This window comes from Pseudomonas sp. B6(2017) (assembly GCF_002112765.1).
GTDB classification, from domain to species: domain Bacteria; phylum Pseudomonadota; class Gammaproteobacteria; order Pseudomonadales; family Pseudomonadaceae; genus Aquipseudomonas; species Aquipseudomonas piscis.
Genome location: NZ_NEIQ01000020.1, coordinates 39,985 through 63,327, shown reverse-complemented (window position 1 = coordinate 63,327; position 23,343 = coordinate 39,985). Strand labels below are relative to the sequence as shown.

18 protein-coding genes and 2 tRNA genes are annotated in these 23,343 nt (G+C 60.6%); 4 read left to right on the top strand and 16 right to left on the bottom strand.

The window, feature by feature from the left end; all coding sequences use genetic code 11:
- Positions 1-35: 35 nt before the first annotated feature.
- The 7 genes from CAG11_RS27790 to CAG11_RS27760 form a co-directional block, all read right to left on the bottom strand.
- On the bottom strand, positions 36-2,744 hold the full coding sequence (locus CAG11_RS27790) for a hypothetical protein (RefSeq protein ID WP_085599242.1): 2,709 nt from the start codon (positions 2,742-2,744) through the stop codon (positions 36-38).
- On the bottom strand, positions 2,731-5,490 hold the full coding sequence (locus CAG11_RS27785; RefSeq protein WP_085599240.1) for a hypothetical protein: 2,760 nt from the start codon (positions 5,488-5,490) through the stop codon (positions 2,731-2,733). The genes CAG11_RS27790 and CAG11_RS27785 overlap by 14 nt, the downstream gene beginning before the upstream one ends.
- Before the next feature lie 181 nt (positions 5,491-5,671).
- Complete coding sequence (locus CAG11_RS27780) at positions 5,672-5,962, bottom strand: DUF3077 domain-containing protein (protein WP_085599238.1); 291 nt, start codon at positions 5,960-5,962, stop codon at positions 5,672-5,674.
- Between the two features lie 499 nt (positions 5,963-6,461).
- Positions 6,462-7,757 (bottom strand): virulence factor family protein, encoded by a 1,296-nt coding sequence (locus CAG11_RS27775; RefSeq protein WP_085599236.1) that lies wholly within the window; start codon positions 7,755-7,757, stop codon positions 6,462-6,464.
- Positions 7,757-10,399: a bifunctional lysylphosphatidylglycerol flippase/synthetase MprF gene (gene mprF / locus CAG11_RS27770; protein WP_085599234.1), complete on the bottom strand. Its 2,643-nt coding sequence runs from the start codon at positions 10,397-10,399 to the stop codon at positions 7,757-7,759. The genes CAG11_RS27775 and mprF overlap by 1 nt, the downstream gene beginning before the upstream one ends.
- 275 nt (positions 10,400-10,674) lie before the next feature.
- Positions 10,675-10,751, bottom strand: a tRNA-Met gene (locus CAG11_RS27765).
- A gap of 195 nt (positions 10,752-10,946) precedes the next feature.
- A tRNA-Met gene (locus tag CAG11_RS27760) sits at positions 10,947-11,023 on the bottom strand.
- Between the two features lie 291 nt (positions 11,024-11,314).
- Between CAG11_RS27760 and dinB the strand changes: the two genes are divergently transcribed.
- Positions 11,315-12,379, top strand: a complete 1,065-nt coding sequence (gene dinB / locus CAG11_RS27755) for a DNA polymerase IV (protein WP_085599232.1) — start codon at positions 11,315-11,317, stop codon at positions 12,377-12,379.
- Positions 12,380-12,435: 56 nt separating this feature from the next.
- On the opposite strand, the gene CAG11_RS27750 is transcribed toward dinB, so the two are convergent.
- The 4 genes from CAG11_RS27750 to CAG11_RS27735 form a co-directional block, all read right to left on the bottom strand.
- Positions 12,436-13,389, bottom strand: a complete 954-nt coding sequence (locus tag CAG11_RS27750) for a hypothetical protein (protein ID WP_022642668.1) — start codon at positions 13,387-13,389, stop codon at positions 12,436-12,438.
- Positions 13,390-13,406: 17 nt separating this feature from the next.
- Positions 13,407-15,122 (bottom strand): proline--tRNA ligase, encoded by a 1,716-nt coding sequence (locus CAG11_RS27745; RefSeq protein ID WP_085599230.1) that lies wholly within the window; start codon positions 15,120-15,122, stop codon positions 13,407-13,409.
- A 129-nt stretch (positions 15,123-15,251) separates the two neighbouring features.
- Entirely contained in the window at positions 15,252-16,817 is a 1,566-nt protein-coding gene (locus tag CAG11_RS27740) for an AmpG family muropeptide MFS transporter (RefSeq protein WP_053135575.1), read from the bottom strand.
- Between the two features lie 44 nt (positions 16,818-16,861).
- Positions 16,862-17,215, bottom strand: a complete 354-nt coding sequence (locus tag CAG11_RS27735; RefSeq protein WP_085599228.1) for an MGMT family protein — start codon at positions 17,213-17,215, stop codon at positions 16,862-16,864.
- A 147-nt stretch (positions 17,216-17,362) separates the two neighbouring features.
- Here CAG11_RS27735 and CAG11_RS27730 point away from each other — a divergent pair, with 147 nt between their 5' ends.
- On the top strand, positions 17,363-18,370 hold the full coding sequence (locus tag CAG11_RS27730; RefSeq protein ID WP_085599226.1) for a DUF481 domain-containing protein: 1,008 nt from the start codon (positions 17,363-17,365) through the stop codon (positions 18,368-18,370).
- Between the two features lie 95 nt (positions 18,371-18,465).
- Here CAG11_RS27730 and CAG11_RS27725 read toward each other — a convergent pair whose 3' ends face one another.
- Positions 18,466-18,675 carry a cold-shock protein gene (locus CAG11_RS27725; protein WP_010445013.1) on the bottom strand — a complete coding sequence of 70 codons (210 nt, stop codon included), beginning with the start codon at positions 18,673-18,675 and terminating at the stop codon, positions 18,466-18,468.
- Between the two features lie 351 nt (positions 18,676-19,026).
- Between CAG11_RS27725 and dcd the strand changes: the two genes are divergently transcribed.
- Together dcd and CAG11_RS27715 are read left to right on the top strand one after the other, a co-directional pair.
- The gene (gene dcd, locus CAG11_RS27720; RefSeq protein WP_003258001.1) at positions 19,027-19,593 is read left to right on the top strand and encodes a dCTP deaminase; all 567 of its coding nucleotides are present in this window, start codon (positions 19,027-19,029) and stop codon (positions 19,591-19,593) included.
- Between the two features lie 105 nt (positions 19,594-19,698).
- Positions 19,699-19,911 (top strand): hypothetical protein, encoded by a 213-nt coding sequence (locus CAG11_RS27715; RefSeq protein ID WP_022642673.1) that lies wholly within the window; start codon positions 19,699-19,701, stop codon positions 19,909-19,911.
- A gap of 50 nt (positions 19,912-19,961) precedes the next feature.
- Here CAG11_RS27715 and CAG11_RS27710 read toward each other — a convergent pair whose 3' ends face one another.
- Genes CAG11_RS27710 through CAG11_RS27695 form a run of 4 tightly spaced genes read right to left on the bottom strand, consistent with a single transcriptional unit; the run spans position 19,962 to position 23,318 of the window.
- Positions 19,962-20,726, bottom strand: coding sequence for an ABC transporter ATP-binding protein (locus CAG11_RS27710; protein ID WP_053135568.1), 765 nt, complete (start codon positions 20,724-20,726; stop codon positions 19,962-19,964).
- Positions 20,727-20,739: 13 nt separating this feature from the next.
- Positions 20,740-21,858 carry a succinylglutamate desuccinylase/aspartoacylase family protein gene (locus CAG11_RS27705; RefSeq protein ID WP_085599224.1) on the bottom strand — a complete coding sequence of 373 codons (1,119 nt, stop codon included), beginning with the start codon at positions 21,856-21,858 and terminating at the stop codon, positions 20,740-20,742.
- 24 nt (positions 21,859-21,882) lie between these two features.
- A complete protein-coding gene (locus CAG11_RS27700) occupies positions 21,883-22,593 on the bottom strand; it encodes an ABC transporter permease (RefSeq protein WP_022642676.1) in 711 nt (236 codons plus the stop codon).
- Entirely contained in the window at positions 22,590-23,318 is a 729-nt protein-coding gene (locus CAG11_RS27695) for an ABC transporter permease (RefSeq protein WP_085599222.1), read from the bottom strand. The genes CAG11_RS27700 and CAG11_RS27695 overlap by 4 nt, the downstream gene beginning before the upstream one ends.
- Between the last annotated feature and the right edge of the window lie 25 nt (positions 23,319-23,343).

Genomic DNA, 23,343 nt, shown 5'->3' with positions numbered 1-23,343 from the left:
GGGCTTTTTGTTTTTCATGATCCCAGTCCTGTCTTTCAAAAGCGGTACTGCTTGGCTTCCACGCACATCCGACGAAGCAATTCCTTGGCACTTTCGGGCGACATGACATGGGCGTGCAGCATGCGCGAAAGGTGGGCGTATTCCAGGCGCAAACCGGTGGCAAAGATCCCTGGGTCGTCCGAGCCGATGACCACACTGACAGGACCCTCCATAGGCTTTTTACCCAAGCCCAGCCAGTTGCGCGCATGATGGTCGTTGTAGCATTTGTGGATGCTAATCCGCAGGTTGCTGCTGGGTAGCGTTTCAATTGCAATCGAACGTTCGCGCAGCAATCTCAGCACTGCGTTCTGCAGGGCACGTATGACTTTGGGGCGCAATACATCGTTTTCCTGCGAAACGACTACCTCCTCGCGTGCTGCCTTCAGCTCCTCGCTTTTCGCCTCTATTCCGTGCCGACGCAAGAAGTGTTTAAGCGCACTTGAGTTGTGTTGAAGTGCGTTGTCAAAGTAGCGAGCCTCGAACCTTCGATTGGGGTCCACATCCTCCAGGCTCACGTTCTGCGCTAGGGGATCAAGTGAACGCAGTTTCCAGGCTTCGGCGAGGAGGTCAGGGGTGATGCGTGGTTCGTTCCAGATCTTCATCGACAGGCGTTGGATCTCCGCTTCGATCAATGGCAGGCGATCAATGTGTGTCCGGCTTGAAAGCAGCATTTCTCTGGCGAACACCAGGTCGTCCAGCCGATCCTCCGCCGGCATGACCACGTAGCCGCTGACCGCTTCCCACCATGCTTTCGGGTCCAGTCCCGATGCCGTGCCGTGGCCGATTCGGCATCCCGCATCGAAGTCGAGGAAAACCACCGCTTCGTGGATCGCCCGGATCCCGGAGACGATGTGCCCGAAGTCCTCTCCGGCGTGATAGGTGAAACGGCGGATTCCGGCATGGCGCATGCGCCGAAACACCGGGGCGAATACTTCGGGGCCTGCGTGGCGTTCATTGCTCGCGGCATCGATACCGCGAATCAGCGTTTCGAGTCCGGGTGTCCGCTGGATCAGTGACACGAGTGCTCGCGCACGCTGATCGGATTCGCGGCGGACTTTCGCGTCCCGGCAAATCGCGCGTAATTTTCCACCACCAAAGAAGCCTTCACGCTCATCTTTATGGGTCTGTTTGACGAAGTGCGGCACCAGTCCCAGACGCAAGCGCCGGGACGAGCGTGGGATATGGTTGTGGCTGAGGTGTTCTCGCGAACTGTTAGGCAATTGGTCGTCCCCGACTTCCAGCCTTCGTACCCGACTCAGTAAGTCTGAAAGGGAACGATACTCGCGTGCTTCGCGCATCACCCCAGCCGGCCGCGCAACACCTTCGCCGAGAAACTCCAGGTAACCGCGCAAAATACGTCCGAGCAACAGCGCGGTATCGTCGGGGGTCATTTTCGGAGTGAATCGGCCTTCCAGAAAATCCACGCCTTGCTGCTGTCCACGCTCAATCTGGCGGAACCGCTCGGCGTAGTCTTTCTCCGTCGCCTCACGTAATTCGTTGAGCGTGATGCTCTGAAACTGGTCGAAACCTTTCTGGTTCGATTGCTGGATCAACAGGCGACAGAACTGCGCGCGCAGCAGCGTGTAGTGCCAGAAGAGCAGTCCGCTGGTGTAATCCATACGGTTTTCGTTAAAGCCTTTGAACAGTACTACCAACTGCCAGGCTTCCTTGACCACTTTGGGTGTCTGCGAAGCGATGCGCCGCAGGCAGTTTTCCTGTGCGCGTCGGTAGGCCGCGACCGAAGACTCGCCAAATGTCGGGGCAACTTTCGCTGTGGCGTGGTTCAACAGGCGCGCCTTGAGCGCGGCGGCGTTTTTTACCCGTTGCATCAATCGTTCCGGTGTGAGGTCCAGATCTTCTTGCAGCAGCAAGCGTTTTACACCATTGCCAATCAATACCTTGATGCCGCTGTCTGGTTTGATGGTCTTTGCGGTTAGTCCACCGACAACCTGTTCCGGCCGCTCCAATGCATCACACCAGACCTTCTCTGCCTCGGTTGTGCCGTTGAGGTGCAGATGCGTTTCATCCAGCCCCTCGGTCCGGCACAGGTGATCGAGGAACGGATCATCATCCACCGGCAAGGTGGAATCGCACAGCCATGCCTTCATCCGGGTGACGGCGTGTTGCAGCTCATCAACTGACGGCGTTGCGTCGGGCAAGTACAGGCGCTGCGCTATCCAGGCTGATGTAATCAGCAGCGGCGGAACCACCAGCACCAGATCCTGCCAAGGCTCCAGCAGCCTTGTCCGAACACGAATCGAACCATCGTTGCCCTCGCAGAGGAACATTTCACCCAGGCAGGACAACAGTTCCGGCAAGTTACCATTCAGGTCATCATCCGACCCTGTCTGCGGCTTCTGCGGACAGCCCAGGCGCAGGCTGTCGGGATACTGATCGGGCAGTGCCGCTCGGCCATTGATCCGCTTCACGATGCGCGCAATCCGGTTCTCTGCCCCCTCATCGGTTAACGCAGGATGGAGCCGGCGCATTTGCACGAAACGTCCCGTGCAATGGGCTTCGTTCAGAGTTCCCTTTTGCTCCTGGGTGAAATGTTTGGCCACGTCGATCTTGTCGGACGCCGAGTTCGACAAATGTTCGAATGCGCGCAACAGGTCCAGGTTGGACAGCGTACATTTGGCGTAGTCCACCAGTTCATGGGCTTCAAACAGCTCGTTTGCAAAGGGTGAGGACTTATTTCGTGACATTACGCGGGACGACATTCAGGACATGGTAGAAGCCCTCCAGTGCAACTGAGCGCTGGTTGGCGGACTGAACGATGGGGCCGATTTTGATCTGGATCGTCGGCGGCGTCAGCCAGCTCTCGAAGCTCGGATAAACCTTGTGATTCTCCGCTTCCTGATGGTCTCTCCAGTCTTTCAAGGCTTCGAGTGCGGTAACTCTTAGTGGGTTATCGGCCCATTCATCATGATTGTCGTCGTCGTGGGGGTTCAGGAAAGCCCAGACTAGTGGGCAGGAAAGGACAATGACTGCCAACGGATGAAGGGAGGCGTCCGTTCTAGTTCCCTGAATGCGCCCAAGTGCCTCGCGCAACGGTCGATCAGAAACTTTTGGACTTTCCTTGCGACCCGGCAAACCTGAAGTGAGCACGAGGATACCGTGTAGGATGTTAGTAATCTGTCGATGAAGTATTTGTCCGCTTTTCCAGGACGATGTGACCTTTTCATCTAAGTCCATCAGGTCATCATGGATGCGTGAAGCAATGCTTCCCAGCATCGCTGGAGAAACTGCGGCGTTCAGGCGGTCGCTGCGAGCGAAGGTGTGCCAATCCCTGAGATTTTCCACGAAGTAGTCGAAATGCCCATCATCCGGAACGTAGGCGGTGTCCTCTTCACTACTCGACTCCTCTTCGCTCTGGTCATCGTCGGCTTCAGTCGAAAAGTTGAGGTCATCTTGAGTTTTTTCTCGCTTGAATGGAGGAATGGTCGCGGATACAGCATGTGAAGTTAGGTCGCCAATGTCGCTGGACATCAACAGGTCCCCAATCACTGCGAAAAGTGATAGAGCTGAAAGTGACCGGAACATTTCACCACGTGCGCTGAAGCGTTTATAGGCAATCAGTCTCAGCACCTCGCTGAACTTTCCACTTCGTTCTTGGATGAGATCGTCGATTGAGAACCAGCTCACACTTTGTCGGATCTGTAGGTCCCCATATCCCGCGTTTTGCACGTGGTAGACCCAATTCGCGGTAGTGGTATCGAGTTGTGGTCCATTGAGTTTGACGAGTTCCACCATAGTTGGTCGATCGCCACTCTTCACCGGGGCGGTTAAACCATACACACGAAGTAGATTTTCTTTCTGTGTCAGCTTGTGAGTCAGCCCAACCGAGCCGAAGGAACTCGCCGGTACTTTGCCGATTTCTTGACGGCGAGACCTGTCAATGGTGCCGATACGTGCGGCGATTTCGGGTAATGACGGAGATGAGTTGGTCCAGAGAAAACGGAAAATGGATGTTCGAATGTCTTTGTCTAGGTTTTCCGGACGTCGCATCATCGTAACTGGTAGCGCCAGAGCGAACAGCGCCCTCAGAGACCCCCCGTTATGCGCCTCAAGACCTTGGGCAAGTGCCAGCGCTAAGCAATGCAGCACGACGGCTCTAACTGGATCAACCGGCACCCCGAACTCCAGCAGATCAGGCGCATCATCCTGATTTGTGAGCCATTGGAAAGCCGATCTCAGGGCGTAATCGAAGTTACCTCGCTCAATGAGGTCAGTAGGGACCTGGCTTGTTCTCAGCCGAGTTTCGAACACTTTCAAAATCATTTGGCGGCTGGCTTTTTTATCGTCCTGATTAAGTGCCTGTAGATAGCCAATGACTAGACGTAGGTGTTCCATGGAGACGAAATCGAAGAACGACTGCGACTGGCCATCTTTTTCGAGCAGTAACTTTCGAATCTGCTGGTTAGCCCATAAAGCCAGATCTTGTACGTTCTCCTCCTTCACGCTGGTCTTAACGGAGACACCTGAGCGCTGCATGATTCCGCCCAACGGCAGCATCGGAATCCGGTTTTGTGGCGGTACGATCTTCAGAAGGTACTGTTCTTCCAGCTCGAGCACAGCATGGCCAAGGTTACGCTTGTCATCTCCGATGACTTCGGGGTCGTATTTCAGGACCTGTTCGCCGAACGTGCTATAGATATTTCGCCGCAGTAGTCGGCCATAGAGATCCAGGTCGCCGGACAGCAACAGAACAAGGCGGGGAGAGGTCAGGTACTTACGGATTGTCTCGAGGATCGTGTGGCCGTGATTAAAGTTGGTATCGACGTCGTCAAAGGCAATCACGAAAGCTTTTTTATCGAGCATGGCCAATGCAGTTTCAAGATAAACGCCAAACTTCAGCTCGAACATTCGACCTTTCTTGGCTTTATGCAGGCCGCGGCTCATGACCCAGTTGGCATCTTCCCATTCGTTACCGTAGGCCGAGTCCGGTCCGATTCCATCCAGTAGACCGAGACCTTCTGCTAGAGATTGCCGTACTTTCTCCATTTTGCCGCTATCGTCCGTTAGATGGGCAATGGCGGCTTCAATCATCGACAGAATGACGATGATGATGTTTTCTTTGGTTTCTATAAGGGTCGGGTCAATCATCGGCAGGACGTAAAGTTTGTCCGCTACCTTGGCGATCTCTGATCCTTTTGATTTGTCCGGCTTTTGCGCAGCGTTCAGTCGGTGTAGTGCGTTCAGAAGAAAGGTGGTCTTACCGCTGCCGCGCCCACCTTCAATGAGCATTGCATTGTGGATGCGCGTATAGCTCAAGGAGGTTTCTTTAACCTTTGCGTAACTGTCTTCGCTCTCTTCGGAAATACCGTTTACCTGTTCGATGATCAGGGCGTCGAGACGCCTGATAGCGTCGCGCTGCAAAATGTCGTTACCTTCGTCGAACCTTCCCGAGGCGCTACTTGAGAGGTTGATGACTAGTGGCAGCTGGCTCATCGTCGGTATCCCTTCCTGAAAAATAGAGGGAGTTTACTTGGAGATATCGGTGATGGCGAGATAATGGCTTCCGCCGAATTTCATTCAAAGCCCCTGGGTTTCCCTCCTCACATCGCACCATCCGCCCACAAAAAAGCCCCCCGAAACAGTGAGGTTGTGGGGGCTTTTTTGTCGCCTTTGATTAATGGCTTGCAGAGCACTGGTTCAGCACCTGCACCACGTCGTCAATCACCGCCTTGCCCATGGCGGTCAGGTAATGCGCGGCCCAGGCATGGCGGTCGGTGTCTTTGCTGTAGGCGGCGTCCTCGGCAAAGGCCTTGGCGAGGAACAGCAGGTCGGAGGCTTGGGCCAGGGCGTCGCCAATGGGCACGCCGGCGCTGACCTGGAACAATGGTTGCTCTGCGCGGTAGATGAACAGGGTGAGGCCGATAGTTTTTAGCGCTGAAAGTACAGGCGGATCTGTTTTGTTCATGGTCTTGCTCCTTAACTCCAAGAAGCTGCCACGTTCGTTTCCAAGCGAATGGGTGGCAGCTGTGCGCAGGTTGGAAAACCGGGAGCTAAGAACCGGCACGTCCGAAAACGTCCCGCGCACAACTGCCATAACACGGGACTGCAGCCGTAAACGTCTGCAGTCGTGAGGGAGTGATGTTGTGCTTAACTCGTCGGGTTTCCAAGCCCGATCGCTGAGTAGTCAGCGACGTCTGGAGCCTATCCCGTCGAAGCGAAGGCCAACAAGGCAGCAAAGTGCTCTAACGCACCCCCTTACGCAATGTTCGGAGTTTGCCTACAACCTCCGCGGGAGTCATCCGGCATTGTGATTTTTCGCCCTCGTTTGGCGCCTTGATGTGTTCCAGCCGCATGCAGGCGGAGTGGCCAGTCGTGCTAGACACCGGGTCGGTCTTTCGTTTTTAGCAGGCGTAAAAAAGCCCCCAGTGCCGGTGGGCAGTGGGGGCTCTTGGGAGGGGCTCAGATCACTCTTCGGCGACCTTGTCCTTGCCCTGGCGCTTCTCGATGATCTCCACCAGACGCTTGGCCAGGGCCGGGTAGTTCTCGTCGAAGTGATGGCCGCCTGGCAGTTTCATCGCTTCGCCAACGGCGGTCTTGTCGGTGCAACCGCTCTCGTTGACTTCTTCCACGCCGTAGATGCACACCACCTTGGGCGCTGGCAGCTTGGCCATTTCCGGCCCGGTGGCGGCTTCCTTGCCAGCGTTGCCCAGCCAGCCCTCGACTTCGATCTCGAAGCTGCCGGTGCGGGCGAAGGCCAGCAGGATAATGGCGTCGACCCGCTGCTGCTCGGCTTCCGGCAGGCGGTTGTAGATGGCCGGCAGGACGTCGGCGCCGAAGGAGTAGCCGGTCAGGACGAAACGCTTGGTGCCCCACTTCTGCCGGTAGTGCTGCATCAGTTCGGTGAGGTCGGTGGCGCTTTGCTCCGGGGTCTTGTGCTGCCAGTAGTAGCGCAGGGTGTCGATACCCACCACCGGATAACCGAGCTTGGCCATTTCCCCGGCCACGTCGCGGTCCAGGTCGCGCCAGCCGCCATCGCCCGAGAGGAACAGGGTCACGGTGTCCTTGGCCTGGCCGGCCGGGACTTCCACCACGGGAATGTTCAGGCCGCCGTTGTCCGAACCCACCAGCAGCTTGCGCAGTTCGTTGTTCAGCACCTGGGGCAGGTGGACGTCGTAGTCGCTGATGCTGGTGGTGGCATTGGGGGTGTCGCGTACGAAGCCGGCGCTTTCGTCATCCGGATTGTCGTTCCAGGCCACCAGCCAATGGCCATGGCTCATGGTCTTGGGCAGCGGGTCGGTGCAACCCGGCGCCGGGTCGATGGTGAAACCCACCGATACGGCCTGGGCCTTGTCGTCGTTTTGTGCGGCGATCCAGCGCCAGGCCAGGGCGGCACCCGGGCCGATGCCGCTGACCAGGGTCGCGGGCCCGGCCAACTGTGGCAGGGCGTTTTGCAGGGCCTGTTCCTGCAGCTTGCAGTCGTCCTTGGGCAGGATCACCTGGACGATCTGCGCTGCGCCGCCGCGGCTCAGGGCCAGCAGTTGCTTGTCGCTCAGGGTCGAATCCGGCAGTACGGCGACCAGTACGCGGGCCTTGGCCTTGGTGCCGGGGGTTACACGGGTCAGGGTCGAGCCATCGGCCTGGGGCAATTGCTCCAGGGTCGGTTCGGGCGCGGGGCGATTCCACCACCAATAGCCACCACCTGCGATCAGTGCCAGAACCACCAGGGTGGCCAGCAGATACCGCCAAGTACGTCGAATCATCAGCGTTTCACCAATCCAGTCAGGCCGCCCGCGATCAGGGCGGCGGTGTCGGCCAGTGCTACCAGCGGGTCCAGCCCTGCCGGCACGGCCATGTAACGGGGTTCCCAGTCAGGCTGGAACTTGTCTTTGAAGCGGCGCAGGCCCTGGAAGTTGTAGAGCTGCTCGCCGCGGCGGAACACCATCGAGCCCAGGCGTTGGGTCAGCGGTGCTCCACGGCGCGGTTGCAGGCCGGAAAGGGGCACCATCCCCAGGCTGAAGCGGGCATATCCATGATTTTTATAATGCTGGATCAGGCCGACCATCATGAACTCCATGGTCAGCTTCGGAGCATCCGGGTGCGCGCGCATCAGGTCGAGGCTGGCCAGGTCGTGGCTGTAGGTCTCGAGCAGGTTGGCGAAGGCCACCGGGCGTCCTTCAAAACGAATGATCGCGATGCGGAAGTACTTGAGGTAGTCGTCGCTGAAGCGACCCAGGGAGAAACCCTTCTCCCGGACGTTCTTGCCGGTCAGCCAGGCGTCGGAGATCACCTTCAGTTCGTCCATCGGCGCTTGCCCGGGCTCGTGGATCTCCAGCGACAGGCCGTCGCGGGTACCACGGTTCCAGGTGTAGCGCAGGTCCTTCATCTCCTTGCCCTTGGCTTCCAGGTCGAAGCGCTTGAGATCGACCCGGGCCTCTTCGCCGAGCTTGATCGCGGTCAGGCCGATGTCCATGTAGTAGGGCAGGTTCTCCGCCCGTACCTGGTAGAACACCGGGCGCGCGTGGTGCACATCGCACAGGTCGCGGAACTGCCAGATCATCTCGGCACGTTGCTGGGTCGGGCCGATGGGGTCATACAGCGCCACCAGGCTGCGACCGCGACGGGCATACATCAGGAATGCATCGTCGTTGGGGTGGAACAGCAGCGCCTTGTCGCCGGTCAGCGCCAGGCCGCCGTCGGGCTGGGAGGAGGCCATGAGGATCTTCGCCGCCTTGTCCAGTTCTTCGCCGGTGGGCAGGTGGATCACCGGGCGCGCGGTGCGCAACAGCCAGGTCAGGGATACCACCAGCAACAGGACCGCGGCGCCCAGCAGCGAGCGCAGGCCCCGTGGGGCATCGGCGTCGAGGGTGAACTGCCACCACAATTGGTGGCTGTAGGGCACATCCTGGTAGGCGAACAGCAGCAGCCAGATCGACGCCCCGAGCACGCAGACGCTGGCCACCAGGTACAGCGGCGAGAACGGCAATTCGGTGAGGCGGCTAGGGCGATAGAACGAGCGACGGAAGACGGCCAGCAGGCTGGCGGTCAAGGTCATCAGGCAGGCTTCCTCCCAGTCGAAACCCTTGAGCAGGGACAGCACGGCGCCCACCAGCAGCAGGATGGTGGTGAGCATCCAGGCCGCCGACAGGCGCCGGCGCAGGCCCTGGGCCAGCAGCAGGCAGAGCACGCCGATCAGGCTGGCGCCGAAGTGCGAAGCGTCCACCAGGCGATGGGGAATCAGGAAGCCGATGTGCTGCAGGCGGGTATCGATTTCCGGGGTGGCGCCGGAGAACAGCAGCACCACGCCGGAGAGGAACACCAGCACCGCGAGGACCGGAGCCGCCAGGCCCGATGCCGCGCGCAGCGTTTGGCGAGTCTGGAACAGGCGCTGGGCTTCGTTGATCAGCAGCAGCACGCAGGCCACCAGCATCGGCAGTACGACGTAGATCAGTCGATACAGCAGCAGTGCCGCCGCCAGTGGCGCGGCTCCCAGCTTGTCGGCGAAGGCCGCCAGCAGGATCGCCTCGAACACCCCGACGCCGCCTGGTACATGGCTGAGCACCCCGGCGGCCAGGGCCAGCAGGTAGACCAGCAGGAATGCGCCGAATGGCGGAGCCTCGGGCAGTAGCAGGTACAGCACGGTGGCGGCCGCGGCCACGTCCAGGGCGGTGATGATCAGTTGCAGGAAGGTCAGGCGGCGCCCGGGCAGGCGCAGGGTACGACGACCGATCCGCACCAGCAGGTTGTCGCGCAGGGGCTGTTCCGGCAGGCGGCGGCGATAAAGCCCCATGGCCAGCACCGCGCCGAGCAGCAGTACGGCAATGGCGATGCCGGCCAGCAGGCCCTCGGGCAGGCGCAGTGCCGTCGAGGCGGCGGGCAGGTTGCTCAGGGTCGCCAGGGCGGCCAGGGGCGGCAGGGCACAGCCCAGGGACAGGCTGGCGAACAGGGTCATGTGGGCGACGTCGGCAGCCCCCAGCCCGTGCCGTGCATAAAGCCGGTAGCGCACCGAGCCCCCGGAGAGCAGCGACAGGCCGATGGCGTTGCCGATGGCGAAAGCGGTGAACCCGCCCAGGGCCAGGGTGCGCCCGGAAAGATCTACCCCGGCATAACGACTGGCAGACCACTCATAGCCCAGCAGGATGATGAAGCCGAGGATGGTCGCGCCCAGTGCGCCGAGCATGGCGGGCTTGGGTACTTCCAGGATCGAGTCGTGCAGGGCGTAGAAATCCAGCTCGCTGAGCAGGTGGCGGCAGGCGACCAGGGCAATGGCGAACAGCAGCAAGGTCACCACCAGGCCGAGCGGCTGGCGGTATTTGCTCAGCAGTTCGAGCCAGCGCAAACGAGTGACTGTGATGGGTTGTGTAGCGGTATCGGTGTCTTGTGAATCAGACGTGTTGGCGCGCATCAATCACCTCGTGGATTGTGCGCGACAGGATGGGGGTATCCGGCCAAGTTACCAATCCCTGTGGAAAAATAATTTCAAATATTAACGCGTCTCGGCGTGGCCCGACGACCCGGCGTGGGTGGCGCAAGGACAGGCTTGAGACAGAGCATAGCTTGCATATTGAAGAGTCGAAGCATCGCCAAAGGTTCGCAATACTTTGCCAGGTCTTTGTTGCGAAAGGATTTTTTCTACAGGTACAAAAAAGGCCACTCTTTCGAGCAGCCTTTTTTGATATTTGGTTGCGGGAGCCGGATTTGAACCGACGACCTTCGGGTTATGAGCCCGACGAGCTACCAGACTGCTCCATCCCGCGTCTGTGGGGCGGCATTCTACAGGTGAACGACCGAGTGTCAACCGTTAATGTCCATCAGGGTCAAATAAGCGTCGATTTTTCTACTTCGATGCTTAACCCATGGCCACTCAAGGAGTTTTTCCAAAGTGCCCGGGGAGATTAAAAATCGACGCGCACAAAAAAGGCCACTTCAAAGAAGTGGCCTTTTTCTATATCTGGTTGCGGGAGCCGGATTTGAACCGACGACCTTCGGGTTATGAGCCCGACGAGCTACCAGGCTGCTCCATCCCGCGTCTGATGTGGCGGAATTCTACAGGGAGTTGAGAGGCTGTCAATCATTAATTTTAAAAAATTGCTTTCGGCTCAACCGGTTAGCCGCTTGAGACGGGCTTTGAAAACCGCTTGGAGGTAGATGGCACGGGGCTTTCAGCTCTATTGCCGACGGACTATCCATTGAGCGGATAAATCCTCGGGTGGCTCTCGTGCACCCGCAGGATGATGCAAGGTACTGGTGCTATATACAGGTGTCGTTAGATACTGGGCGCCTGTCCATTCCGGCGGTCTTCCATGATCCCTGCCTTCCCATGATGCAGCGCAAAATCATCCATATCGATTGCGACTGTTTCTACGCTGCCATCGAAATGCGCGACGATCCGCAATTGGCCCGCAAGCCCCTGGCCGTTGGTGGCTCCGCGGAGCGGCGAGGGGTGATCGCTACTTGCAACTACGAGGCCCGTGCCTACGGGGTGCGTTCTGCCATGTCCTCCCGGCATGCGCTGGCGCTATGCCCGGACCTGGTCATCGTCAAGCCGCGCATGGATGCCTACCGCGAGGCATCCAGGGAGATCCACACGATCTTTCGCGACTACACCGACCTGATCGAGCCGCTATCGCTGGACGAGGCCTACCTGGATGTCTCCGACAGCCCGAACTTCTCCGGCAGCGCGACGCGTATTGCCCAGGACATCCGCCGGCGCGTTTCCAACCAATTGCACATCACGGTGTCGGCTGGCGTTGCGCCTAACAAGTTCCTGGCCAAGATCGCCAGTGACTGGAAGAAGCCCAATGGGCTATTCGTGATCATTCCGGACCAGGTCGAGGATTTCGTCTCCGAGCTGCCAGTGAGCAAGCTGCATGGAGTGGGCAAGGTCACCGCGGACAAGCTCAGCCGGCTGGGCATAACCAGCTGTATGCAGTTGCGCGACTGGAGCAAGTTGGCGCTGGTGCGTGAGTTCGGCAGTTTCGGCGAGCGCCTATGGAGCCTGGCGCGCGGGATCGATGAGCGGCCAGTGCAGAATGACAGCCGGCGGCAATCCATCAGCGTGGAGAACACCTACGATACCGATCTGCCGGACCTGGACAGCTGCCTGCAGAAGTTGCCGGAGCTGATGGAAACCCTGGCCGGACGCATGGCGCGCATCGACAGCAGCTACCGCCCGGGCAAGCCGTTCGTCAAGGTGAAGTTCCATGACTTTACCCAGACCACCCTGGAACAGGCAGGGGCCGGTCGTGACCTGGAGAGTTATCGGCAGTTGCTGAGCCAGGCCTTCAAGCGTGGCGGCAAGCCGGTGCGACTGCTGGGCATAGGCGTGCGCCTGCACGACCTGCGTGGTGGTCACGAACAGTTGGAGTTGTTCAGGGAGTCATAGGAGAGGAGGGCGAGCCAGGCGCCAGGAGCATGAGCCCATGGTGCCGGTCGGGACAATCAGTTGCTGCCAGGATCCGCCACCAGGCGGCCGGCGTTCTTGGTCAGGGCCTTGAGAAACTCTTTCTGCAATTCCGGATCGTTGCGGGTGAGCTCGATCAGGCTCTGCTCCAGTTCGCTGGCTTCTTCTTCGAGGCCCAGTTGCGACAGGCGCTTGACCCGGTGCACCCACTCACTGACTTCGTCGTCCTCGAGGTCGTCGTAGATCAGCGCGTGGGCCTCCACCAGTTTGCTGCGCAGGCCGGGACTGATGCTCAGGGATGAATCGGAGTGCACCTCGTCCTGGGCATCCTCGACACTGATCTGCAGCTTGCCGATGTGCTTGAGGTCCTGCTCGGAAAACGGGTCGTTCAGGAGATTCAAGCTCAGCACGCCGTTGCGATCGGTACTCAGCTCGTAGGTCTGCTTGCCAGCCTTGACCTGCACCGGGCGTTCGCTCCAGGGCAGGCTCGAATATTCCACGCGCTTGTCGCGCTGGACCTCGTCGATTGCCGCCAGGTTCTGCTGGGCTCGACCATGGGATGGCATGTTCATGAACGGGTTGACCCCGGAGACGCCGTAGCTGAGCCAATCCTTGGTGACGCTATCCGGCAGGTTGCCCAGGGCGAACACATTGACCACGTTGGCGCCGACACCGGCCACCAGGGCCACCGCGCCCAGCGGAATCTCGTAGATCTCCCGCCAGGGTTGGTAGGGGGTATAGCGGTCGTAGCGGCGTGTAACCTCGAACTCGGTGACCTCGAAGGTTTTCTGCTCGTGGATACGTACTCGTCGTTGCGGCAGCTCAAGCACCTTGGGCTCGCCGACATCGATCTGCAGGCTGTGGTCGAGCAGCTTGCGCTCGACCCGCTCCTCGTGCTCGCTGCGTTGCGACATCTGGTTGGCGCAGCCACTGACCAAGAGGGCGCCGCACAAGGCGGCGCCACCGAGGCTTAGGGTGTTTCGCTTGAACATGACTTCTCTATCTGGTTTCAGCGACGGATACGGGCTTGGAGGAAGGACAGCACGTCGGCCACTGGCAGCGCTTGCGCCTCGGCTTCGGTACGGCTCTTGTATTCCAGGTTGCCATCGGCCAGGCCACGGTCACTGACCACGATGCGGTGCGGAATGCCGATCAGCTCCATGTCCGCGAACTTGATGCCCGGGCTGGTCTTCTTGTCGCGATCGTCCAGCAGGACCTCGAAACCGGCTGCGGTGAGCTGCTCGTAAAGCTTGTCGGTGGCTTCGCGAACCTGTTCAGTTTCATAGCGCAGCGGTACCAGGGCAATCTGGAACGGAGCCAGGGTGTCGCTCCAGATGATGCCTCTCTCGTCGTTGTTCTGCTCGATGGCGGCAGCCACCACGCGAGAGACGCCGATACCGTAGCAGCCCATCTCCAGGGTGACCGGCTTGCCGTTCTCGCCCAGCACTTCGCACTTCATCGCCTGGCTGTACTTGCTGCCCAGTTGGAAGATGTGCCCGACTTCGATGCCGCGCTTGATCTCCAGCACGCCCTTGCCGTCCGGGCTCGGGTCGCCGGCGACCACGTTGCGCAGGTCGGCCACGGCTGGAACCGGCAGGTCGCGCTCCCAGTTCACGCCGAAGTAATGCTTGTCGTCGATGTTGGCGCCGACGCCGAAGTCGCTCATCAGGGCCACGGAGCGGTCGATGATGACCGGCAGCGGCAGGTTCACCGGGCCCAGGGAGCCGGCGCCAGCGCCGATGGCTGCACGCAGTTCGGCTTCGGAGGCCATGACCAGTGGGTCGGCGACGCCTGGCTGCTTGGCAGCCTTGATTTCGTTGAGCTCGTGGTCGCCACGGATGATCAGGGCGATCAGCTTGCCCGGCTCTTCGGCGTGCACCACCAGGGTCTTGACGGTCTTTTCGATTGGCAGGCCGTAGCCTTCCACCAGCTGGGCGATGGTCTTGGCGTCAGGGGTATCCACCAGACGCATGGTTTCGGTCGGCGCCGGGCGTGAGGTTTCGCGAGGCACGGCCTCGGCCTTCTCGATGTTCGCCGCGTAGTCGGAGCCGTTGCTGAAGATGATGTCGTCTTCGCCGGATTCGGCCAGTACGTGGAACTCATGGGAGCCGGCGCCGCCGATGGAGCCGTTATCCGCTTCCACTGGGCGGAACTTCAGGCCCAGGCGGGTGAAGATGTTGCAGTACGCCTGGTGCATGCGGTCATAGGTGACCTGCAGCGACGCCTGGTCGGCGTGGAAGGAATAGGCGTCCTTCATGATGAACTCGCGACCGCGCATCAGGCCGAAGCGTGGACGGATCTCATCACGGAACTTGGTCTGGATCTGGTACAGGTTCAGCGGCAGCTGCTTGTAGCTGCTCAGCTCGTTGCGGACCAGGTCGGTGATCACTTCTTCGTGGGTCGGGCCTGCGCAGAAGTCGCGATTGTGGCGGTCCTTCAGGCGCAGCAGCTCGGGGCCGTACTGTTCCCAGCGACCGGATTCCTGCCACAGCTCGGCCGGTTGGATGCCCGGCATCAACACTTCAAGCGCGCCAGCGGCGTTCATTTCTTCGCGAACGATGGCCTCGACCTTGCGCATCACCCGCAGGCCCATCGGCAGCCAGGTGTACAGGCCGGAAGCCAGTTTGCGGATCATGCCGGCGCGCAGCATCAGCTGGTGGCTGATCACGACCGCGTCGGAAGGCGTTTCTTTTTGTGTGGCGAGCAGATATTGACTGGTACGCATGGTAGGCCGTTATCGGTTGCTTAAGACTGGAAGTGACGGAGCATTGTACGGGCGCGTGCCGCTGGCGTACAGGATTGCGCTCGGCAGGGACAGGGGCGGTCTGGAAAAGCCCGCAACCCCTGGGAAACGTTAGGATTCTTCGCCGACGGCGTTGTTGCTGGCCGAGGTTTGTTCCTCGGCTTTAGGGCCGGCGCGATGGCTTTCCTGGAACCAGTGCAGGGCGATCAGGATCAGGGTCGGGACTCCGAGGATCGCGGTGATGAGGAAGAAGTCGTGATAGCCGAATTTTTCCACCATGACCCCCGAATAGCCGCCGATCAGGCGCGGCAGCAACAGCATGATGGAACTGAGCAGCGCGTATTGGGTGGCCGAGAACTTCAGGTTGGTCAGGCTCGACAGGTAGGCGACGAACGCCGAGGTGGCCATTCCGGAGCTGAAGTTGTCCAGGGAAATGGTGACGATCAGCATCTTCAGGTTCGGCCCCATGTCGGACAGCATGAGGAACAGCAGGTTGGTGCCGGCGGATGCGGCGCCACCGATGAACAGGATCGGCAGGATGCCGAAACGCACGATCAGCAGGCCGCCCATGCCGGCGCCGATCAGCGTCATTATCAGGCCGAAGATCTTGCTGACCCCGGCGATCTGGTCCTTGGTGAAGCCCTGGTCGATGTAGAACACGTTCGCCATGACCCCCATGACCGTGTCCGACATGCGGTAGGTGGCAATTAGCCCCAGCAGCAGGAAGGCCTGCCAGCGATAGCGCAGGATGAAGTCGTTGACCGGCGTCAGTACCGGCGCCAGGCCACGGCGGCCCATGGCCGACAGGCACAGCGCGGTGAGGGTGATATAGAGGATGGCACGCAGGAAGGCCCGATCCTCCAGTAGCAGGTCCAGCAAGCTGACGCCGTGGAAGATCACGCTGGCGAAGTCGGTGTTGTAGAGCTGGGTGAAGGTGGCTGGCACCGAGACCAGCAACACGATCAGCACGAATACCGAGATCAGTTGGTGGGCGAAGCTGTAGCGCCCCGCCGACAGCTGGGTGCGCAGGGGCACTGCGGGTTCGCGCATGAGCAAGGTGGTGATCAAGGCCGGGATCATCAGCACCCCGAACAGCACGTAGGTGCCGGTCCAGGCCGAATGCTTGTAGCTGAAGCCGGTGGAACCGAAACCTTCGGCGAAAAACAGCGCGCCGGCGGTGGCCAGCAGTACCGCCACGCGGTAGCCGGACATATAGCTGGCAGCCAGGGCGGCCTGGCGGCTGTCGTCGGCGATCTCCAGGCGGTAGGCGTCGATGGCGATATCCTGGGTAGCCGAGGCGAAGGCCACGATCACGGCAATGGCGATCAGCCAGGACAGGTGTTTCTGCGGATCACAGAAACCCATGCCGATCAGACCCAGGATCACCAGCGCCTGGGCCAGCACCAGCCAGGATCGTCGTCGACCCAGCTTGCCCAGCAGCGGCAGGCGCCATTGGTCGAGCAGGGGCGACCACACCCATTTGAAGGCATAGGCCAGGCCGATCAGGCTGGCATAACCGATGGTTTCGCGGGCCACTCCGGCCTCGCGCAACCACACCGAAAGCGTTGAGAACACCAGCATGTAAGGCATGCCGGCAGCGAAACCAAGCAGCAACAGCACGAGCGTCGAGGGGCTGGCATAGGCGGCAAGTGCGGCGCGCCAGGTTTTACGGGGCATGGGCTGGAGTCTGCCTCAAGGATTACGGAAACAAAGCGCGCACTCTAACCGCTGTGCTCTACCGGACGCCAGCCATGGCGCTGAATATCCACCCTGTTGTTCAGGACACTGACACCTTCGTCGCGCAGCCGTGCCCGTTGTTCATCCCCCGATGGGCTGCCTGCGGGCAGGCTGATGCGACCGCCGGCACCCAGCACTCGGTGCCAGGGCAGGCTGGTGTCGGCAGGCAGCTGGCTGAGGGTACGTCCGACCCAGCGCGCTGCTCGTCCCAGGCCGGCCATTTCCGCCAGTTGGCCGTAGCTGACCACCTTGCCTTCGGGAACCTGGGCCAGGGTCAGGTATAGCGCCGTGCGTCGGATTTGCGCGGGCGCCTGTGGCTCTTCGCTGTGTTCGGTCACATTCGCGGATCCAGATATAGGTGTTCGTGGTGACTGAAGGCCGATGAGGATTGAACTCATTCGTAATAGTCGGGTCATTCGTGATCAGGGCCTATTCCAACTGGAATAATGCCGTTTTTTTCGCAAGTCCGAGTTTTGTATTTAGCTATGTTGCCTAGAATTCTCGTGTGTTTCGCAATGCTTGGCGCTTCCTTGCCCGTGCTGGCCGATGTCGTGTGGTTGAAGAACGGTGACCGCGTCAGCGGCAAGATCAAGGTATTCGACGGTGGCAAGCTGCTGATCCAGACCGATTATGGCGGGGCTATCTCCATCGACTGGAAGCAGGTCAAGACCCTGGAAAGCGACCAGGAACTGCTGGTCAAGGAGGATGCCTATTCGGGGGAGAGGGCCAAGTCGCTGCGAGCGTCGGAGGACGGCAAGGTCGTCCTGGCCAATGGCGAGGCGCCCAGGACGGTGGAACTGGCCAGCATCCAGCAGATCATGAAGCCCAAGCCGCTGGTGGAAGACATCGTGTGGAAGGGCAATGTCGATGTGGCCATGGACTACAAGCGGGCCGAGAAGGACACCGACCGCTATGACATCGACCTCAAGACCTCCGCGCGCCATGGCGCCTGGCGACACAACGCCGAGGCCGAATACAACCGCGAGTTCCAGAACAAGGCGGTGACCACCGATAACTGGCAGGCCGAATACGCCCTGGACCGCTTCATTACCCAGCAGTGGTTCTGGCAGGGCCGCTTGACCTACAAGCGTGACAAGGTCGAGGATCTCGAGCAGCAACGGGTGGTAGGTACTGGCCCGGGCTATCAGTTCTGGGACGACGAACTGGGAGCCTTCTCCCTGGGTTCGCTGCTTAACCGTACGGACTACCGGTATGCCGATGGCGGCAAGGACAACTTCTATTCCCTGGCCATGAAGTGGGACTACAACCGTTACCTGATCGGCAAGCGGGTCGAGTTCTTCACTGCTGGTGAAGTGAGCAGGCCGCTGTCCGGCGTGGCTGATTACGCCCTGGATGCCGAGCTGGGCTTGCGCTACAAGGTCACCGATTGGGCTTCGCTGAACCTCAAGGCGGAAAAGGACATGATCCGTGGTACCGAAAACAGCGACCTGGACAAGACTCGCTATACCGTAGGTTTCGGCGTGACCTGGTAACCCCGGGCGCGCTCCAGCGGAAGTTGCGGGAAAAACCTTCGGGCACAAAAAAGCCCCGCTGTTGAGGGCGGGGCTTTTTACTGGATCAGTGCAAGTTAGATAACTTGTACTTCTTCAGCTTGCATGCCTTTCTGGCCGCGAGTAGCGACGAAAGAAACCTGCTGGCCTTCTTTCAGGGTTTTGAAGCCGTCAGCCTGGATGGCTTTGAAGTGTACGAACAGGTCGTCACCGGATTGTGGGGTGATGAAGCCGAAGCCTTTCTCATCGTTGAACCACTTAACGGTACCGGTTTGGCGATTAGACATGGTGTATCTCCTTGGACAAAGTTAACTGCGACTCGGGAAAAGCCCGGGCCGAGACTGAGTGCAAAGAGCAGGAAAAATTCTTGAAGATGGTTGGATCGAAATTCAACATCGTGTAGAGATTCTCAGTGACACAAGCAGCACAGTGGCGCCACCTTAAACCTTTTTCCCGAACGTGCCAATGGCCATTGCGAAGGTTTCTCGGTTTTCGTGATCGGTGACCGGCCATCTGTCTTGTAGCCCTTTAAAAACGCGGGATGGAGCGAGAAAAGCAGCCTGGACTTTGAACCCTGCCCCGCGCCCCGGTAAGATGCCGCACAGAATTTTTCACCTCGTTATTTCAGGACTTCCGCCATGAGCATCAAATCGGACAAGTGGATTCGCCGCATGGCGCAAGAGCACGGCATGATCGAACCGTTCGTCGAGCGCCAGGTGCGCGGCGAACAGGACAGCCGGGTCATCTCCTTCGGCGTCTCCAGCTACGGCTACGACGTGCGCTGCGCCGACGAATTCAAGGTGTTCACCAACATCAATTCGGCCACCGTCGACCCGAAGAACTTCGATGCCGGCAGCTTCGTCGACATCAAGAGCGACGTGTGCATCATTCCGCCAAACTCGTTCGCCCTGGCCCGTACCGTCGAGTACTTCCGCATTCCGCGTGACGTGCTGACCATTTGCCTGGGCAAGAGCACCTACGCCCGTTGCGGCATCATCGTCAACGTCACCCCACTGGAACCCGAGTGGGAGGGCCACGTGACCCTGGAGTTCTCCAACACCACCACCTTGCCGGCGAAGATCTACGCCAACGAAGGCGTGGCGCAGATGCTCTTCCTGCAGTCCGACGAAGAATGCGAAGTGTCCTACAAGGACCGTGGCGGTAAATACCAGGGCCAGCGCGGCGTCACCCTGCCGCGTACCTGATCCCGTTCGTCTGACGAACAGCGGGAATTCCTCGGCGGGCGGACACTCTATTGCAGTGTCCGCCGGCACGCGCAAAGCGTGCCGGGTACAGCCCAGGAGTGCCCCATGAAGATCGATCCCCGAATAAGCGCCACCTTGGCAAGGCTCGAACCCAATCAGGTTGGGGTACTGGCCTGGAGCCTGCTGGCGCATCCTCCTGTCGACATGGCCGGGGGCATCCCCGGCCAGCCCGATCCCGATACCCCTCAGCCCGCCGAGCCCAGCGAGCCTGGCGAGCCGACCCTGCCGGACGAGCCGCCACCCGCGCCTGTGGCTTGAGCCGCAGGGCGCCTGGCACCCGCGCCCGCTGAAGCGGCGCGGGCGACGGGCTACTTCAGGTTGCCACTGAGGAACTGCTTCAGGCGCTCGCTCCTGGGGTTGCCCAGGACCTCTTCGGGCGCACCTTCTTCTTCCACCAGGCCCTTGTGCAGGAACAGCACCTGGCTTGATACCTTGCGCGCAAAGCTCATCTCGTGGGTCACCATGATCATGGTCCGGCCTTCCTCCGCCAGCCCCTGGATCACCTTGAGCACCTCGCCCACCAGTTCCGGGTCCAGGGCCGAGGTGGGCTCGTCGAACAGCATCACCTCCGGTTCCATGGCCAGCGCCCGGGCGATGGCCACCCGTTGCTGCTGGCCGCCGGAGAGGAAGGCCGGGTACTGGCTGGCGACCCGGGCCGGCAGGCCGACCTTGTCCAGGTAGCGTCGGGCCCGCTCCTCGGCGTCCCTGGTGCTGACCCCGAGTACCCGGCGCGGAGCCATGGTGATGTTCTCCAGTACGGTCATGTGGCTCCACAGGTTGAAATGCTGGAACACCATCGCCAGCCGGGTACGAATGCGCTGCAGCTGCGTGGGGTCGGCCACATGCATGCCGTGGCGGTCCTTGACCATGCGGATCTGCTGGCCATCCAGGCTCATGGCCCCGTCATCCGGGGTCTCGAGGAAGTTGATGCAACGCAGGAAGGTGCTCTTGCCCGAGCCGCTGGCGCCGATCAGGCTGATCACGTCGCCTGTTCTGGCCTTGAGGGAAACACCCTTGAGCACTTCATTGTCGCCATAGCATTTATGCAGGCCTTCAACGGTCAATTTGTACATGGGGCATGCATCCTCAAGGCGAAAGTAGATAGCCGCTGCGATAGGCTTCGCGACCGGCGACATGGGCTACCACCATGCCGGCGGTGGCCATGCGGCGCAGCGAGCGGGCATACATCAGCCCGGCGTTGCGGCAATGGATGGGGGTGACTCGGTCGGTGATCGGGTCGATGATCTCGGCCACTTGCTGTCCGGCCTCCAGGTACTGTCCCGGCAGGACGGTGAACACCAGCAGCCCGCCCAACGGCGTCGCCACCGGCTCCACTGCGGCCAGTGGCGTGGCTGGAAACGCCAGTTCCGGCAGCGGCGGTGCCTCGCCAGCGATGGCGCCATAGTGGGTCAGGTAGTCCAGCAGGGCCTGGCAATCGCGGCTGGCCAGCGGGTGATTGACGTCGCCCTGGCCGCGCAGCTCGACGGTGACCGCCAAGGTGCCGGTGGGGATCGTGAAACGCTCGCCAAAACGTTGCTGCAGTTGCCACCAGGGCAGGGTGAAGCACTCATCGAACGACAAACCGCCCGAGTCGGTGGCCAGCAGGCTCGCCTGGGAGCCGATGTACCGGGCGAGCGGTTCGATCCGTGGCCAGGCCTCGGGGGTGGTGTACAAATGCGCCACGGCCTCGAAGTCGCAATGCAGGTCCAGTACCAGGTCGGCATCGCAGGCCAGCCGTTGCAGGGTCAGGCGCAGGGACTGCAACTGGGTCTCGGGCCGCTGGCGCGCCAGGGCATCGGCCAGGTGTCGGCGGATCAAGTCGAGATTGTGCTGGGGATCCTCGTCGAGCAGGTCCTGGATGGCATCGCCCACCTGCAGGCCGAGGTCGGCGAAGCTGCGATTGAAGTTCTGCCCGCTCTCCAGTTCGTAGCGCCCCAGGGGGACGTCCATCAATACCTGCTCCAGGCCGATGGGGTTGGCCACCGGTACCAGGACGATTTCGTGGCGCAGGCGGCCGGCGGCCTCCAGTTGCCCCAGGCGTTGCTTGAGGTGCCAGGCCACCAGCATGCCGGGCATTTCATCGGCGTGCAGCGAAGCCTGGATGTAGATCTTGCGAGCGGCCTGGGCGGGGCCGAAGTGAAAGCTGTGGACCTGCCGCGCGGTGCCCGGCAACGGTGCGAGCAGGTCGTGGATCTCATGGCGCATTGGGTGTTTTTCCTGCTGCAAGTCCTAGTGGGTCGGGCCAAGGAAGGCCAGCCAGCGGCGTTCGGCCAGGCGGAACAGGCCCACCAGGGTGAAGGTCACGCACAGATAGATGAGCGCGGCGATGCCGAACGACTGGAACGTCAGGAAGGTTGCCGAGTTGGCATCACGGGCGATTTTCAGGATGTCGGGAACGGTCGCGGTGAAGGCCACGGTGGTCGAATGCAGCATCAGGATGACTTCGTTGCTGTAGTACGGCAGCGAACGGCGCAGGGCCGAGGGCATGATCACGTAGGCATAGAGCTTCCACCCGCTCAAACCGTAGGCCTTGGCGGCCTCGACCTCGCCATGGGCCATGCTGCGGATCGCCCCGGCGAAGATCTCCGTGGTGTAGGCGCAGGTGTTCAGGGCGAAGGCCAGGATGGTGCAGTTCATCGCATCGCGAAAGAACGCATCCAGCACCGGCTGGGCGCGGACGGCGGCGATGCTGTAGATCCCGGTGTAGCAGATCAGCAACTGGATATAGAGCGGCGTGCCGCGGAACAGGTAGGTGTAGAACTGCACCGGCCAGCGTACCAGGCGCCTGGGCGAGACCCGGGCGATGGACAGCGGGATCGATACCACGAAGCCGATGGCGATCGAGGCCGTGAGCAGCCACATGGTCATGGCCAGGCCGGTGATGTGGTAGCCGTCGCTGTAGAGGAACGGGCGCCAGTATTCCTGCAGGAGTTCGATCATCGCACGGCCTCCCGGGCACCCGCGGCATAGCGCCGTTCAAGCCGACGCAGGACGAAATTGGAAGCGCTGGTGATCAGCAGGTAGATCAGCGCCGCCAGAACCAGGAAATAGAACAGCTGGTAGGTGCTCTTGCCGGCATCCTGGGCGGCCTTGACCAGATCGGCCAGGCCGATGATCGACACCAGGGCCGTGGCCTTGAGCATCACCATCCAGTTGTTGCCGATGCCCGGCAGGGCGAAGCGCATCATCTGCGGGAAGACCACGAAGCGAAAGCGCTGGCCGCGCTTGAGGCCATAGGCGGTGGCCGCTTCCAACTGGCCCCGGGGCACGGCGAGGATCGCGCCACGGAAGGTCTCGGTGAAATAGGCGCCATAGATGAAGCCCAGGGTGATCACCCCGGCGCTGAAGGGATTGATCTCGATGTATTCCCACTCCATGAAATCGGTGAAGGAAGTCAGCCAGGTTTGCAGGCTGTAGAAGATCAGCAGCATCAGCACCAGGTCCGGCACGCCGCGAATCAAGGTGGTGTAGAGCTGGGCAGGTATGCGTAGCAAGGCAAGGCTGGAGAGTTTGGCGCTGGCGCCGATCAGGCCCAGCAGCACGCTGACCAGCAGCGATAGCACCGACAATTTGACGGTCATCCAGGTACCTTCCAGCAGCAAGGGGCCGAAACCCTTCAAGCTGAACGCGGAAAGCCCCAGGTTCGTTAGGAGTTGTTCGAACATCGATCAGTGACCCGTGACGATAAAA